The 16,333-nt window shown below is 48.5% G+C and carries 9 protein-coding genes; 1 reads left to right on the top strand and 8 read right to left on the bottom strand.

The window, feature by feature from the left end; all coding sequences use genetic code 11:
* Nucleotides 1–125 precede the first annotated feature (125 nt).
* From fusA to ACQY2K_RS07500, 8 genes are all read right to left on the bottom strand, one after another.
* On the bottom strand, nt 126–2,228 hold the full coding sequence (gene fusA / locus ACQY2K_RS07535; RefSeq protein ID WP_177745963.1) for an elongation factor G: 2,103 nt from the start codon (nt 2,226–2,228) through the stop codon (nt 126–128).
* A 14-nt stretch (nt 2,229–2,242) separates the two neighbouring features.
* Nucleotides 2,243–2,722: a 30S ribosomal protein S7 gene (rpsG, locus tag ACQY2K_RS07530; protein WP_177745965.1), complete on the bottom strand. Its 480-nt coding sequence runs from the start codon at nt 2,720–2,722 to the stop codon at nt 2,243–2,245.
* Nucleotides 2,723–2,745: 23 nt separating this feature from the next.
* Nucleotides 2,746–3,126 carry a 30S ribosomal protein S12 gene (rpsL, locus tag ACQY2K_RS07525; protein WP_176778129.1) on the bottom strand — a complete coding sequence of 127 codons (381 nt, stop codon included), beginning with the start codon at nt 3,124–3,126 and terminating at the stop codon, nt 2,746–2,748.
* A gap of 2 nt (nt 3,127–3,128) precedes the next feature.
* Nucleotides 3,129–7,304 carry a DNA-directed RNA polymerase subunit beta' gene (gene rpoC, locus ACQY2K_RS07520; RefSeq protein WP_177745967.1) on the bottom strand — a complete coding sequence of 1,392 codons (4,176 nt, stop codon included), beginning with the start codon at nt 7,302–7,304 and terminating at the stop codon, nt 3,129–3,131.
* 16 nt (nt 7,305–7,320) lie between these two features.
* Nucleotides 7,321–11,178: a DNA-directed RNA polymerase subunit beta gene (rpoB, locus tag ACQY2K_RS07515; RefSeq protein ID WP_177745969.1), complete on the bottom strand. Its 3,858-nt coding sequence runs from the start codon at nt 11,176–11,178 to the stop codon at nt 7,321–7,323.
* A 140-nt stretch (nt 11,179–11,318) separates the two neighbouring features.
* Entirely contained in the window at nt 11,319–11,693 is a 375-nt protein-coding gene (rplL, locus tag ACQY2K_RS07510; RefSeq protein ID WP_177745977.1) for a 50S ribosomal protein L7/L12, read from the bottom strand.
* Between the two features lie 339 nt (nt 11,694–12,032).
* Nucleotides 12,033–12,560: a 50S ribosomal protein L10 gene (rplJ, locus tag ACQY2K_RS07505; protein ID WP_177745971.1), complete on the bottom strand. Its 528-nt coding sequence runs from the start codon at nt 12,558–12,560 to the stop codon at nt 12,033–12,035.
* Nucleotides 12,561–12,855: 295 nt separating this feature from the next.
* Nucleotides 12,856–14,835 (bottom strand): hypothetical protein, encoded by a 1,980-nt coding sequence (locus ACQY2K_RS07500; RefSeq protein WP_428041346.1) that lies wholly within the window; start codon nt 14,833–14,835, stop codon nt 12,856–12,858.
* Nucleotides 14,836–14,937: 102 nt separating this feature from the next.
* Between ACQY2K_RS07500 and ACQY2K_RS07495 the strand changes: the two genes are divergently transcribed.
* Nucleotides 14,938–15,711, top strand: a complete 774-nt coding sequence (locus ACQY2K_RS07495; RefSeq protein WP_428037553.1) for a fused DSP-PTPase phosphatase/NAD kinase-like protein — start codon at nt 14,938–14,940, stop codon at nt 15,709–15,711.
* Nucleotides 15,712–16,333 lie beyond the last annotated feature (622 nt).

Here is a 16,333-nt window from a genome sequence, read left to right as displayed (position 1 = left end):
AATCGTACCCACGTTCACGTGCGGTTTGCTGCGGGAAAATTTTTCCTTTGCCATTTGTTTACACTCCTAATATGAAAGATGCAACCCCTGCGCCCGGGATTTCCAAGCGCAGGGGAAAATGGTTATTAAGCGGCCACTTTTTCCGCGGTGCGTTTTTCAATAATCGCTTTTGCGACGTTAGCCGGCACCTCGGCATAGTGGCTCGGTTCCATAGTGAACGAAGCGCGGCCCTGAGAGAGGGAGCGTACGTTCGTGGCGTAACCGAACATTTCGGCGAGAGGTACTTCGGCGCGTACATAGCGTACGTTGCCTCTGACACCCATTTCGCCAATCTGACCGCGGCGGGAACTCAAATCACCAATGATATCACCCAAGTTGGCTTCCGGAGCCACAACTTCTACCTTCATAATAGGTTCCAGAATAATCGGGTTGGCTTTCTTCGCGCCGTCCTTCAAGGCCATAGAAGCGGCAATCTTAAAGGCCATTTCGGAGGAGTCCACTTCGTGGAACGAACCGTCAAACACGGCCACTTTAATATCCACCAAGGGGTATCCGGCCACAGCACCGGAATCCAGTGCTTCGCGGCAGCCCTTTTCAATAGCCGGGATGTATTCTTTCGGAATACGGCCCTGGGTAATTTCGTTGACAAATTCAAAGCCTTTGCCTTTTTCCTGCGGTTCCAAGCGGAGGAATACGTGCCCGTACTGACCGCGACCACCGGACTGACGGACGAACTTGGTTTCCTGTTCAACCGTCTTGGTGATGGTTTCGCGATACGCTACTTGCGGCGCGCCAACGTTGGCTTGCACGTTAAATTCGCGTTTCATACGGTCCACAATAATATCCAAGTGGAGTTCGCCCATACCGGAAATAACGGTCTGACCCGTTTCTTCGTCGGTGCGGACGCGGAAAGTCTGGTCTTCTTCGGCCAAGCGGGCCAAAGCGTTGGACATTTTTTCTTCGTCAGCCTTGGATTTCGGTTCTACGGCAATAGAGATTACCGGTTCAGGGAACGTGATGCTTTCCAACACAATCGGGTGGTCGGGAGAGCAAATCGTTTGACCCACGCGGGAGTTTTTGATAGCCACGGTGGCGGCGATTTCGCCGGCGCCGAGTTCTTTTACTTCTTCGCGTTTATCAGCCATCATACGCATCATACGGCCGATACGTTCCGTGGCGTTTTTGCCGGGGAACAAAACCGTATCACCGGCTTTCAAAGTACCGGAATAAATGCGGAAGAAACTGAGTTTACCCACAAAGGGGTCCGTCTGAACTTTAAAGATAAGACCGCAGAAGGGTTCGTTGTTGGAGGCTTTGCGGTGCACTTCTTCGCCCGTATCGGGGTTGGTCCCTTTGACAGCCGGAACGTCCACAGGAGAGGGTAGATAATCGTTCACGCAGTCCAAAAGCGGCTGTACGCCTTTGTTTTTGTAGGAAGAACCGCAGATTACCGGGAAGAATTTACCCGTAAGAGTACCTTTGCGGATGGCTTTTTTGATTTCTTCAACCGTAAAGTCCGTTTCGCCGTTTAAGTAGCGTTCCATAATTGCTTCATCAAAGTCGGCGAGTTTTTCAATCATTTCCGTATGGGCTTTTTTGGCAGCGTCCACGAGGTCAGCCGGAATTTCCACTTCGTTGAAAGTGGCTCCGTTATGGTCGCCGTCCCAAATGATACCTTTCATCTTTACCAAGTCCACGATGCCGACGAATTTGTCTTCGGCGCCGATAGGCAACTGAATCGGGCAGGCGTTGCCACCCAATTTTTCCTTAATGGAGTTGGCGGAGCGGATAAAGTCCGCGCCGATGCGGTCCATTTTGTTAATGTAAGCAATACGGGGAACGTGGTATTTGTCGGCCTGGCGCCATACCGTTTCGGACTGGGGTTCTACACCCTGCACACCGTCAAAGCAGCAGACGGCACCGTCCAACACACGCAAAGAGCGTTCCACTTCGGCCGTAAAGTCCACGTGGCCGGGAGTGTCAATAATGTTGAGTTGGCAGTCCTTCCACACGCAGTAAATAGCGGCGGAGGTAATGGTGATGCCTCTTTCTCTTTCCTGTTCCATCCAGTCCGTTACGGAAGCGCCATCGTGCGTTTCGCCGATTTTGTGCACTTTACCCGTATAGTACAAGATGCGTTCGGAAGTGGTCGTTTTGCCCGCGTCAATGTGGGCAATAATACCAATGTTTCTGATTTTCTCAATCGGATAGGTTTTGAATTCAGCCATAACTTAATTCCAAATTACCATTTAAAGTGAGCGAAAGCGCGGTTGGCTTCGGCCATTTTATGCACGTCTTCGCGTTTTTTGAAAGCGGTGCCTTCTTTTTTGGCGCCCAACATAATTTCTTCGGCCAATTTTTCAGCCATCGGGCGGCCTTTGCGGCTTTGCGCGGCGCCGATGAGCCATCTCATAGCCAAGGAGGTGCTGCGCAAGGGCTTTACTTCGGTCGGCACCTGATAGTTGGCACCACCCACGCGGCGGGCTTTTACTTCCACGAGCGGGCGGACGTTTTCAATACATTTATTGAAAACATCAAGCGCGTTTTCTTTGGTTTTTTCGGCAATGATAGCCATCGCATCGTCCAACAAGCGTTCGGCGGTGGAGGTTTTGCCTGCAAAATTCAATTTGTTAATGAACCGGGACACGAGCACGGAATTATATTTATAATCCGGCGCGGGCTGCGGTCTTCTGTCTCTGGGTCTTAAACCTTTTCTCGGCATATTCTTTATTCAACTCCTAAAAATTATTTACCGGCTTTGGGTCTCTTTACACCGTAAAGAGAGCGGCCTTGTTTTCTGTTTTCCACACCGGAAGCATCCAGCGCGCCGCGGATGATGTGATAACGCACACCAGGCAAGTCTTTCACACGGCCACCGCGCACGAGCACGATGGAGTGTTCTTGGAGGTTATGTCCCACACCGGGAATATAAGCGGTTACTTCCACTTTGGAAGTAAGTTTTACACGGGCCACCTTTCTCAAAGCAGAGTTCGGTTTTTTAGGGGTCGTGGTATAAACACGGGTGCAAACGCCTCTTCTCTGGGGGCAGGCTTGCAACGCCGGGGATTTCGTTCTGTGAATTTCTTTCGCCCGTCCGTATTTCACTAATTGATTTACTGTCGGCATTATTACTTCTCTCCTGTTTCTTTGCGTTTTTGTTCAAACTCTTGGGCAATCTGTCTGGCGGAAATACCTGTACCCGCCGGAATCAAATGGCCTACAATTACGTTTTCTTTCAGGCCTTGCAATTCGTCCACCTGGCCCGTAATAGCCGCGTCCGTAAGGACTTTCGTCGTCTCTTGGAACGAGGCCGCGGAAATAAACGATTCGGAAGCGAGGGACGCTTTGCTGATACCGAGCAAAATGGTTTCTGCATCGGCTAAGCGTTTGCCTTCGGCCTTCATCTTGGCGTTTTCTCTAAGCCAACTTGCGCGGCTCAAAATTTCGCCTTTGAGGAAGTGGGTATCACCCGCATCCAGAATTTTCACGTTCCCCAACATCTGACGGACAATAACCTCAATATGTCTGTCGTTAATTGTTACGCCCTGCAAGCGGTACACTTCTTGGATGGCGTTTAACAGGAACTCTTGCGCTTCTTTTTCGCCCTTCACGCGCAGCACGTCGTGGGGGTCAATGGCGCCGTCGGTAAGGGCTTCGCCCACGCCAACGTGATCGCCTTCATATACTACGAGGTGTTTGCCTTGCGGGATGCTGTACTGCTTGACCTGGTTGGTCTCTTCGTTCCGCACGACAACCTCAATCAAACCTTTGGGAGATGTTTCCAGGCTAACGATACCCTCAAACTCGGAAATAATTGCCGGGTTGCGGGGGCGTCTGGCTTCAAACAACTCCGCGATTCTGGGCAAACCGCCGGTGATATCTTTGGTACCGCCCGCTTCGCGCCCGATTTTGGCAAGCACGTCGCCGGGTTCCACTTCTTCACCGTTCTCCACCATCAGGATCGTATCAATAGGCAACGGCAAGTTTACTTTTTTGTCTTTACCTTCAATGCTGATGCGCGGGTTCTTTTTGCCCATACGGCTCGCGGTAATTTTGCGTTCAATTACGCCGGTTACTTTGTTGCGTTCTTCCTGCAAAGTTATACCTTCAATTACGTCGGTCAACTTTACAGATCCGTTCGCTTCGGCCAACACCGGGATAGAGTGCGGGTCCCATTCCGCGAGCAAAGAACCTTTCTTTACGGTCGCTTTATCCGTAGTGTAAACGGAAGCACCGTACTGAATCTTGTATTCTTTTATTGTACCATTTCCGGCCTCAACAAAGATAGAGCCGTTTCTGGAAATACAAATTTTATTATCGTAACGGTTCGTAATAACCTTCATATCTTTAAAGGTTACTTTACCGTCAATTTCAGCAACTGCCTGACTGCGGGACAACACGCGCGAAGCCGTACCACCGATGTGGAACGTACGCAAGGTTAACTGCGTACCAGGTTCGCCGATGGACTGGGCGGCAATAATACCCACAGAGTCCCCCGGGTTGCTCTTGGCAGAGGTGGCCAACTGCAAGCCATAGCATTTGGAGCACACGCCAAACGGGGCTTCGCAGGTCAGTACGGAGCGGATGCGTACAGATTCCACACCATATTTTTTGACCAATTTGCTCTGTTCCAAGGTAATCAAATCGCCTTCTTTGATAATGGTTTTTTCTTCTTCGGAGCCGTCGGCGCGTTTCACCTTTACCACGACGTCTTCCAAACTGGTGCGTCCCAAGATACGTTCTTCAATGGGTTCCACCATTTCTTCGCCGCTCATCAAAGATTTAACTACAATACCGTTATGGGTTCCGCAGTCTTCTTCCGTTACCACTACATTGTGGGCAACATCTACCAAACGGCGGGTTAAATAACCGGCGTCGGCCGTCTTCAAAGCCGTATCGGACAAACCTTTACGACCACCGTGCGTGGAAATAAAGTATTCCAACACAGACAAGCCTTCGCGGAAGTTAGCGGTAATCGGGTTTTCAATAATTTCACCCTGGCCGCCGGTAAGTTTCTTTTGGGGTTTGGCCATCAAACCGCGCATACCGGCCAACTGGCGGACCTGCTGGCGGGAACCGCGGGCACCGGAATCGGCCATCAAATAGACGGCGTTAAAGCGCTGTCCGCTATGTTCTTTATTAGACGGGTCGTATTTGCCTTCTTCAAACTTCTTCATTTCTTTGAAGAGTTCGTTGGCAACATCGTCGGTTACACGGGTCCAAATATCAATAACTTTGTTATAGCGTTCGCCTTCCGTGATGATACCGGCTTCGGCCTGGGCCTGAATCTCTTTAACCTTTTTCTTGGCCTCAGTAATGTATTTCTGCTTGGCAGACGGAATCGTCATATCCGCAATGGAGATGGACAAGCCGGACAAAGTGGCATAGTGATAACCCATCTTCATAATCTTGTCCAAGAGTTGTACGGCTTCGTAGCGGCCGTATTTTTTGCTCTTGTAGCATTCATCTACCAAGGAAGCCAGTTCTTTCTTGCCGACCGTTTTATTAATATATTCCCAACCTTTCGGCATAGCCTGGTTGAAAATAATGCGGCCCACGGAAGTAAAATCTTTCCACTTGGAGGCATCTTTTTCGTCTTTACCTTCCAAGCCGGGTTCCGGAATAGCGTTAATACCGCGCACTTTGATTTTAGCGTGGTAAGAAAGTTTGCCGTATTCCAAAGCCACTAAGGCATCTTCTTTGCTGCCGAAGATAGAACCTTCGCCGATATCGCCGTCTTTAATCTTAGTCAAGAAACTTACACCCAAGACCATATCGTGAGACGGAGCGGCAATCGGTTTTCCGGATGCCGGGGACAAAATGTTGTTAGAGGCCAGCATCAAGGTACGGGCTTCCATTTGGGCTTCCAAAGAAAGCGGTACGTGCACGGCCATCTGGTCACCGTCGAAGTCAGCGTTGAAAGCGGCACAGGTAAGCGGGTGCAACTGGATGGCTTTACCTTCAATAAGTACCGGTTCAAAGGCCTGAATACCCAAGCGGTGCAAGGTAGGAGCGCGGTTTAACATTACCGGGTGGCTCTTGGTTACCTTTTCCAAAATATCCCAAATTTCGGGGCGGACTCTTTCCAACATCTTTTTGGCGGATTTAAGCGTTACGCCTTCCTTCTTCATTAATTCGCCAATGATAAAGGGTTTAAAGAGTTCCAAAGCCATCAATTTCGGCAAACCGCACTGGTGGATTTTCAAGTTCGGGCCGACGACAATAACGGAACGGCCGGAATAGTCCACACGTTTACCGAGCAAGTTTTGGCGGAAGCGGCCGTGTTTACCTTTAATGCTGTCGGACAGAGATTTAAGAGGTCTGCCGCCGGGGCCGATAAACACTTTGCCGCGGGCACCGTTTTCAATTAACGCATCCACCGCTTCCTGCAAAAGACGCTTTTCGTTATAAATCATCACTTCCGGCGCGCGCAGGGATTCAATGTGTTTCAAGCGGTTATTACGGTTAATAATGCGGCGATACAAATCGTTCAAATCGGAAGCCGCAAAACGGCCGCCGTCAAGCGGAACGAGCGGGCGCAAATCCGGCGGAATTACCGGCAAGATGCTGATAATCATCCACTCCGGGCGGTTGCCGCTTTCCTTAAACTCTTCCATCGTTTTAATACGGCGGATAAGTTTGGTGCGTTCCATTTCGCTCTGCGTATTCTTTAATTGCTCGTGCAAGGCAGGAATTTCTTTATCAAAATCAATGCCTTCCAGCAAGGTTTTAATAGCCGGGGCGCCGATATCCACTTTTAAGCGGGAACCGTGTTTTTTGCGGGCTTCGCGCACTTGCACGTCGGAAAGCAAAGTGCCTTTTTTGAAGTCCACGCGGCCGGTTACGCTGTCCACGCAGTCTTCAATGACCACATAAGCGGCATAATAAACCACACGTTCCAAATCGCTCGTGCGCATATCCAGCATAATACCGATGCGGGAGGGGTTCTTTCTCAAAAACCAGACGTGCGCCACCGGTACGGCCAATTCAATATGGCCCATACGTTCGCGGCGGACTTTACTTTCGGTAATTTCAACACCGCAGCGGTCGCACTTAATTCCTTTAAATTTTACCCAACGGTATTTGCCGCAGGCGCATTCGTAGTCCTTGGTGGGGCCGAAAATGCGTTCGCAGAACAGACCGTCGCGCTCCGGTTTCAAGGTGCGGTAGTTAATGGTTTCGGGTTTTTTGACTTCGCCGAAAGACCAAGCCATAATCTGTTCCGGACTGGCAATACCGAGTTTAATGGCATCAAAGTCAAAGAAGTTCAGTTCGTTTAATTTTTTAACTTTTTTCGTTTGCATTGTTCAAATCCCCGGCTTATTTAGCGGCTCCTTCTTCTTGTGCAGGAGCGGCAGGGGCCTCTTCCTTTGTATCGGAAGAGGCGTCCGGCGTTTCGCCGTTTTCAACATTTTTAAGAAGTTCCACACTTAACCCTAACGCTTGGAGTTCTTTAATCAATACTTTAAAAGATTCCGGTACGCCGGGTTGGGTGGGCGCTTCGCCTTTGACAATGGATTCATACATCTTCGTGCGGCCGACAAAATCGTCGGATTTCACGGTTAAGAATTCTTGCAAGGTATAAGTGGCGCCATAACCTTCCATAGCCCATACTTCCATTTCACCGAAGCGCTGACCGCCGAACTGGGCTTTACCGCCCAAGGGCTGACGTGTGATTAAACTGTAAGGCCCGGTGGAGCGGGAGTGAACCTTATCTTCCACCAAGTGAATCAGTTTCATCATATACATATAACCAATGGTTACTTTTTCTTCAAAAGGTTCACCGGTTCTGCCGTCATACAGCGTAATGCGGCAGTAATCGTCCGGCAGGTATTTGGCGGCATATTCTGCGCGCGCTTTGCCGGTAAGACCTTTGTCGTCCAAAATCTTTTCTTTGGCTTTGCGTATTTCGTTCACTACGTCCGCTTCGCTCGGGCCGTCAAAGACCGGGGTGGCGGCGTTGTAGTGCAGGTAGTGCGCGGCCCAGCCGAGCATTGTTTCCAACAACTGACCCACGTTCATACGGGAAGGAATACCCAACGGGGAAAGCACAATATCAAGCGGAGTGCCATCCGGCAAGAACGGCATATCTTCTTCCGGCAAGATACGCGCCACTACACCTTTGTTACCGTGGCGGCCGGACATTTTGTCCCCCACGTGGAGTTTGCGTTTGGAAGCAATATACACTTTAACAGATTTGTTCACCGTAACGGCGAGTTCGTCGCCTTGTTTGGAGAACTCAATTTCGCGTTCGTAGTGTTCCACGGCTTTCTTTTCCATTAACTTATACAGCGCGTTAATGCGGGTTTCTTCCTCTTTCAGCGCGGTTTCCTTCTTAATGGTTTCTTTGGCATTGGCCAAAGCGCGTTTGCGCTGTTCTTTTAAGAGAGTCAGCGTGGCATCTTTTTCGTTTTCTAACGCAGTCAAACGGGCTTTTTCCTCGGATTTCGTCAGTTTTTCTTTGCGGACGAAAACACGGGTGCCTAAAATTTTGCCGCTGGTGCCGGGCGGTACGCGCAAGGAGGCGTCCACCACGTCGTCGGCTTTTTTACCGAAGATTACTTTGAGCAAGCGTTCTTCGGGGGTTAATTGCTGTTCGCCTTTCGGGGTTACTTTACCGACTAAAATATCACCGGGTTCCACCACCGTAGCGGGCAGCACGATACCGTCGTTGTCCAAATGGGACAAGGCTTCCGCACCAATGTTCGGAATATCGCGGGTGATTTCTTCCGCACCCAACTTGGTGTTACGGGCATCCACTGTAAATTCGTGCAAGTGGATAGAGGTAAAAACGTCGTCCTTTACCAAGCGGGAAGACACCAAGATAGCGTCTTCGTAGTTATACCCTTCCCAGCACATAAAACCTACGAGCATATTGCGGCCCAAAGCGAGGTAGCCGTTATCCATAGACGGACCGTCGGCAATTACCTGGCGGGCTTTTACATTATCGCCCGCTTTTACAATCGGGTGCTGGTTGATACAGGTATCTTGGTTGGAGCGTTTGTATTTCAAAAGTTCATAGATATCGCTGGAACCGTCTTTGGTTTCAATGATAATTTTGGAAGCATCCGCAAACTGGACACGTCCGTCGCGGCGGGCTACCACAGCGGTCCCGGAGTCGCGGGCGACTTCGTGTTCAATACCGGTACCCACATACGGGGCTTCCGGCATCAAAAGCGGCACACCCTGGCGCTGCATGTTACAACCCATCAACGCACGGTTCGCGTCGTCGTGTTCCAAGAAAGGAATAAGAGCCGCAGACACGCTGATAACCTGTAACGGGGAAACATCCATATAGTCCACCTGTTTCGGCTCCACATACGGATAATCCGCGCGGACACGGCAGGCGACTCTGTCGGTTTCCATTTTGCCGTCTTTGCCCAGCGGCGTATTGGCCTGGGCTACAAATTTATCGTCTTCGGCATCGGCGGTTAATTCTTCCACCTGGTTGGTTACTTTTCCGTTTACAACTTTGCGGTACGGGGTTTCAATCAAACCGTACTTGTTTACGCGGGAATAGCAAGCCAAAGAGGTAATCAAACCAATGTTCGGACCTTCCGGAGTTTCAATCGGGCAGACACGGCCATAGTGCGTATAGTGTACGTCGCGCACTTCAAAGCCGGCACGTTTTCTGTTCAAACCGCCGGGACCCAAAGCAGACAAACGGCGCTTATGCGTCAATTCGCCCAACGGGTTAATCTGGTCCATAAACTGGGAAAGTTGGGAAGTACCGAAGAATTTGCGGACAATCGCCTGCACGGGCTGCGCGTTTACAAGCGCGCGGGGCGTGAAGGAGGTCAGTTCGCGGTTCATACGGTCGCGGGCTGTTTTAGCCATTTGGGAAAGGCCGATGCGGATTTGGTTTTCCAACAATTCGCCAATACCGCGCACGCGGCGGTTGCCCAAGTGGTCAATATCGTCAACTTTAAATGAAAAATCCGGTCCGTATTCCTTCTGTACGTCTTCGCCGGCGTTTAAGGCAAGCAGATATTTAACCGTTACAATGATATCTTCGGGAGATAAAGTGCGGCGGTTATCTTTCGGCGTGGTGAACTTTTTGAATTTGAATTTGCTAATCAAATCAAACATATTGGCAAACTTCTTGTTGATTTTATAGCGGCCGACAAAACTCAAATCATAGCGGCGGATATTGTCAAAAACTAAATTATTCAGGAAGGTTTCCGCCTGTTCCTTAACGACGAAATCCTGCCCGCGCATCTTTTTGTAGATTTCAGCCTGCGCTTCGGCAGCCGTGCGGATAGAATCCTTGCGGTGCTCCAAGGTGGCCAAAATACCGGGGTCGTCTTGGCGGGGTTTACCGCAGATGACTTTAATGGTTTTAACTTTCTTTTCAATTAAGGTTTTGAAAAGTTTATCGTCAATAGGTAAAGCGGCTTTATCGTCCAGGTTCCACAGCACTTCGCCGGTGGCCGGATCGTAAATATCGTCGGCAGCGTAACGGCCGATAACACCTTCAATATTGGAAGCCTTGACTTCAATGTCTTCGCATTTGTAAAAAGTCTGGATAATTTGTGCGTTGGTTTCCAGGCCGCAAGCGCGAAGGAACGTGGAGGCCAACACTTTTTTCTTTCTGTCAATGCGGACCCACAACGCGTTCATCAAGTCAAACGAAAATTCAATCCACGCGCCGCGGTATGGGATAATGCGGGCCACATACAAGCGCTTACCAAAAGTGGACTGTTTCTTTTCCTCGTCTTCTTCAAAAATGATACCCGGAGAGCGGTGCATCTGGCTGACAACCACGCGTTCGGCGCCGTTAAATACAAAGCAGCCGGCATCGGTCATTAAGGGTAAATCGCAAAGGGTTACGTCCTGGTCGGACGCTTCTTTCATTTTGCCGTTTTTCTGCTTGACATATAAGCGCATCAAGGCCTTCAACGGCGCAGAATAGGTGCTGTCGCGCACGGTGGCTTCCGCCGGAGTAGCGTAGCGGGGCGAACCTAATTCATACTTCAAAAATTCAAGTCTCATACTCCCGTCGGGAGCTTCAATAGGGAAAACGTCTTCAAAAGCGGCTTGCAAGCCTTTCAATTCCCGCTTGGCGGGAGGGACATCTAATTGCAAAAAGTCCACGAAGGACTGTTTTTGCATGTCCAGCAAATCGGGTAAGGGAAGTTTGGTGGAAATTTTGCCGAAATTTGTTTGTTTTTCAATCATTTCTTTTCTTCCTGCTGTTTGGTAACGGACCACGGAGCCGCAACGCACTCGGCTGTCGGTCCGCCGTTATACCCCGTATAGGGTACGTAATCCCACCCCCGCTAAATGCGAGGGGTGGGATTAATAATTCGTCGGTTGAACTATTTGAGTTCTACGGTGCCGCCGGCTTCGGTGATTTTCTTTTTGAGTTCTTCAGCTTCGGCTTTGGCAACGTTTTCTTTTACGGCTTTCGGGGCGCCTTCAACCAAGTCTTTGGCTTCTTTCAAGCCCAAGCCGGTGATTTCGCGCACTACTTTGATGACGGCGATTTTTTTAGCAGCGTCAACAGCGGTCAACACAACGTTGAATTCGTCTTTTTCTTCAGCGGCGGCAGCGGCAGCAGGAGCGGCAGCGGCAACAGCCACGGCCGGAGCAGCGGCTTTCACACCGAATTTTTCTTCAATAGCCTTCACGAGTTCGGAAAGTTCCAGAACGGTGAGTTCAGCAATAGCGTTTACTAATTCTTCTTTGGTCATTTTAGCCATTTTATTTTTTCCTTGTTTCTTATAGAGTAGCTGCCTTCTGCCTAAACCGTGTTTAGGCCCGTGCATTTATCCTTTCGGGCTACTACCGCACTTGGCGGGTTTAGATTTTACCATTTAGGAAAACGGCAAGGCGTTGGTCCTAAGACACCGCCCGTACTATTTCGTATTTTGGGGCGGATTTCCATTTTTGCTCCTTGCATAATTTCCACTATGCAAAGTTGCAAAGAAAATGAAAATCACGCCTGCCAAAATCCAAAATCGCTTCCGTATCGCTTACGCGCACAAAAGCACCACCCGTTTTCCGCGCGCCCAACGTCGGCGCGTACGTTACTATTTGCCCTGTTGTTTGTCTTCCAAGGCTTTGATAACGTAGGCAAAATCCCGTATCGGAGCTTGCAACACTTGCGCAGACTGGGCGACCGCGTTGTACAACGCACCGGCCAACTTGGACAGGTTTTCTTCTTTGGTACCAATGGTAGCCAACTGTTTAACCTGGTCTTCGTTGTACCAGACGCCATCAGAATAGCAAGCACGAAGCTTCAAAGCCGTAAACTTTTTCTGAAAGTCCACCAACGTTTTGGCGACGGCGGCAATGTCTCCGCCTACCGCAATAGCCGTCGGGCCCTGAAAGAGTTTCTCATCAGCGCCTTCAATATTGGCTTGGCGGATGGCGTGATCTACGATAGCGTTGCGTTCCACACGGAATTTTGCTCCGGCGGGCGCTAATTGCTTGCGCAGTTCAGCCATATCCACGAACTTCAAGCCTTGATAGGCCGTGAAGAACAGGGTGCCGCTCGCGGTAATTTCAGAAGCTAAGTCTTGCGACTTTTGTTTCTTTTGGTCTTTTGTCAGGTTCATTTTATTGCCTGTTTTAATAACGGAACCGGCCTTCTTTTCTGCACCTAAAAAGCAATTTTTTAGGCAGAGAAAACGACAGCCACAAACTCCCTTTCCTTCGTTTTACCGTCGGAGGAGTTATGGTTCTCGTTACAAATCGGGTTAATTACTTCTATTATATTTTATCAATAAAAGCCGCCAAATGCAATCCTTTTTGCAAACGTTTTATCCGCGGCTCTTGTAATTATTATACCAAAAATTTAAGGAAATTTCTATATTTTTCCGCTTGATTTTGCTGTATGGTTCACTGGTTTTTTCACGGCTCATCGGAATCATATACAACATCCTGATTTTCCGTATCCGGGCACCATTTAGTGGCTTTTAGCGGAGCATCCGCCGGGTAAAAGTCAGCCGGTTTGTCTTTGCACACAAAAGGGCAGCCAACAACAGAAGAATCCCTATCCTCTAATATTCCCTTCCATTGGGTCGGGTCTCCTGTTTTAAAGACTTCGGGCCAATATGCACTTAAAAATTCTTCATTCACCGATAACGTTGCTACTGCTATCCAAGTGGATAACAAAGACCTTACAAAGGCTTCTATCTTATCCGTCCGATATTCGTTACCATATTCTATATTGGCTTTTTGCATAAAGTCAATCATCCCACTCCCGATTTTTTCCCAATCGGCGTTTTCTACGCCTTTACCAATTAGAGATAGTAAGGACATTACATAAGTATTCTTCCTTAAATACTTATCGTCCAAGTCGTTGCCCATTAATTTGATGACCGATTTTAAATAGGTGTCGTATTCGGGATATTCGGGGTTACTTGACCAAGATACAGTTGTTATATTATCTTGGGTACCTTTAACCGCTACAAAAGAAGAGATTGGATCCCCATCCTCCAACTTACCAGACTGCTCCCGGGATATGGCGCTAAGCCCCAAGGAAGAATCCTTCTCTTCCGGCTTCCACAGCACAAGCAGTTTGGAATCCCCCACTAGGGCGGATACTTTAATATCATTGCGGTCTATAACGCTATACCAAGGGTCCTTCCAATATACATAGTTCCCTCTTGGCAGAAAAATCAGCGTGAACACACTAACAATCCCTTTGTCTTGGGGATCTTCCACCCAAGCGCTTACAGACATAGGTGTATAGTATAGATGTTCCTCGAGTTCACCGTCAGTAACCAGTAGCGTTCCGTCTGGCTGAGGGATTCCTTTATGCAGGTCTTCATAGTAAGGAATCCACGGCAAGGTAATCGGCGCATAAATTGCCATATCCTCTTTGCGGCTATACACCTTTTCGCCTGCTTCGTTATAAAAATACACATAGGGCGGAACTACAAAGGGAGGGCGGTTTAACTGGCGGGAACTAGCGTATTGTATATTTTCCCGGCGGCACAGGGTTTTCCAGCCCTTTTTTCCGCCACGCGCGTGCTGATGGGCAAAATCCAGCAAATTAATCATCCCATCCGCATCCGTGCAAGAAAAATAGGCATAGTCCCTTGTTTCCACGCCATTTTGCATAATGCTGGGCCAAAAGCCGGATAAACCATATTCCACACTATTGGGGTCATTCTCGGTGCGTGGGTATTGGTCCGCAAAGCCCAGCAGGTGCCCCATTTCGTGAAACAAAGAGTCGGTATCTCTAAATGGAACAAAAAGGGCGTTGATTGTTGTATCCGCATAAACAGCCGTAACGTCGTCATCTATGGCTAATGACTGCCCCACGGCTTCCCAAGAAACATACCGCCCCGGCAAATTATGGGTTTCCTGCGCCATATTTACATAAGAGGCAGAAAAACTGTCTTGTATTTCCTTTCTATAATTCTCCATATCCTCCCGTACCGAAGGAGAGCAATGCGCAGGGTACATTTCTAGGTACTGGGGCAAATTAGCCACCGCCACCGGGCGGGCCAGTTCCTGCCAAGGGGTCTTTTCAAAATCTGCACAGGACAAATAGGGCCGCATTTCAAACTTCCACGGTGTTTGAAGCATTTTTACCACGTCTTTAAATTCTTTTTCGCGCTGGGCTTCCCTGATTTCCTGCAAGGTGTAAATACGCCAACTGTTAAAGGAGCGTACAAAAATATCGTCCAGTTTTTCCAAATTCCACGGGCCCATAGTGTGTACAAAATAAGGCAGCGTTTCTCCTCTTACCAACCGGGTAACCAAAGGTACTTTACTCCATTGTTGTGTACTGTTTGCAAAGTAATCAGTAAACCGCCAACTAAACCCCGGCAAGGATAAACACAAGAACGCCAGTAAAACTATCATTTTCCTAAATAACATAAATTTTCTCCTTTGGATAATTTTATTATAGCAAATAGGACCCAGGCCTTTTATAGGTCTTTATACCCTTGTCTCACCGCCTAATAGTAGTATAGTATAGATATGCGGATTTGGTATTTATTGCTTATTTTTCTATTTTCCATATGCGGGGCTACTAATGTGCAAGCCCAGCGGCGGGCTCTTTTCCCTAAAAAGCCTATCCGCGTGCAGGTGCATACCCCCAAAATAGAAACGCTGACTATACGCCCGGTTAATGTACCTATGCCAAAGGTACAACTGCCGGCGGTTCTTGCGCCACAATACCGCGCCAAGTTGGAACACCAATTAGTAACCCAAACCTTAAAAGCCCAACCGCTCCGCGAAGCAAAAGCCGTATTCAAACCCGGTTTACCAAATGCGTATCAGGTGTCTCATTGGCTCTACCGCGGCGGCCAACCCACCCGCCAAGGGTATGAAGAACTGGTAAAAATGGGCATAAAAACCGTTGTCAATTTGCGCGTTACTCCGCAAAATAAAAAAATAATAGAGGGGCTGCCCTTAACAGTTTATCAAGTACCGCTAAATCCTGTGATGCTAAATACAGACGGGGTAGAAGAGGTATTAAAATTGTTGTCCAATCCCGCCAATTACCCTATTTACTTGCATTGCCGCTATGGTTCTGACCGCACTGGCACAATCGTAGCCCTCTATCGTATGACGGTAGAGGAGTGGCCGCGTGAACACGCCATACAGGAAATGACGGCCCCGCATTTCGGGTTTCACAAAATATTCACGAATTTGCTACGCTATGTAAAACAGGTCAAGTTGAAAAAGCCCTCTCTGCCTTTCCACCATAAAAGGCAAAAAAATGAGGAGCAAACTTCTATTAATCCCTAAATCCGGACTCTTTTCCGTGCCAATATACTCTGCGCTATGGCAAAAAGGGCTGCTTAATGTGTGTAAAATACAAAAGGACAAAACAAATGAAACAAACTCTTAGCCTTTGGTCTTGGTGAAAAAAGACTTCGTTTGAGTAGATATTTCTTCCAATCAAAAAATTAACCCGCAAAAAGGTGAGACCCCATATGTTAATGGGGGTTAAAGTTTCTTGTAGTTAAAAACTTGCGGCTTCGCTTAATTTTATCCCACCACTACCCATTCAAAAGCAAAGTTTACTAACGGAAGCACGCGATTGAGCACACTATATTAGGCTTGAAGGTCTTGCGAGCAGTTCTGTATAGTCAAGTAATTTTCAATAAAGTTTTGGATATTTTGGGGGTGTAGCCAACTGCTAAAATAGGGATAAGTCCATTCCGGGAAGTAATGATATGTACCTTGGTTGCATTTTTCAAAGGACGCACTGCTTATTCTAGGGGAGTGCCTCCTTCATGCAAAAGAGAGCATTTCAAAAGATTTCGCGTGCCTTTTTACGATATCCCCGGTAATTCCAAGAGCATTAAGGTAAGGATAACCTGTTTGATGCTTTCTTCTCCCCCGGGTATAAAACAAAAAACCCCGC

Origin of the sequence: Candidatus Avelusimicrobium fimicolum (assembly GCF_021632165.1) — a bacterium.
In the GTDB taxonomy this organism is placed as follows: Bacteria; Elusimicrobiota; Elusimicrobia; order Elusimicrobiales; family Elusimicrobiaceae; genus Avelusimicrobium; species Avelusimicrobium fimicola.
This window is presented reverse-complemented; position numbering and strand designations above follow the sequence as displayed.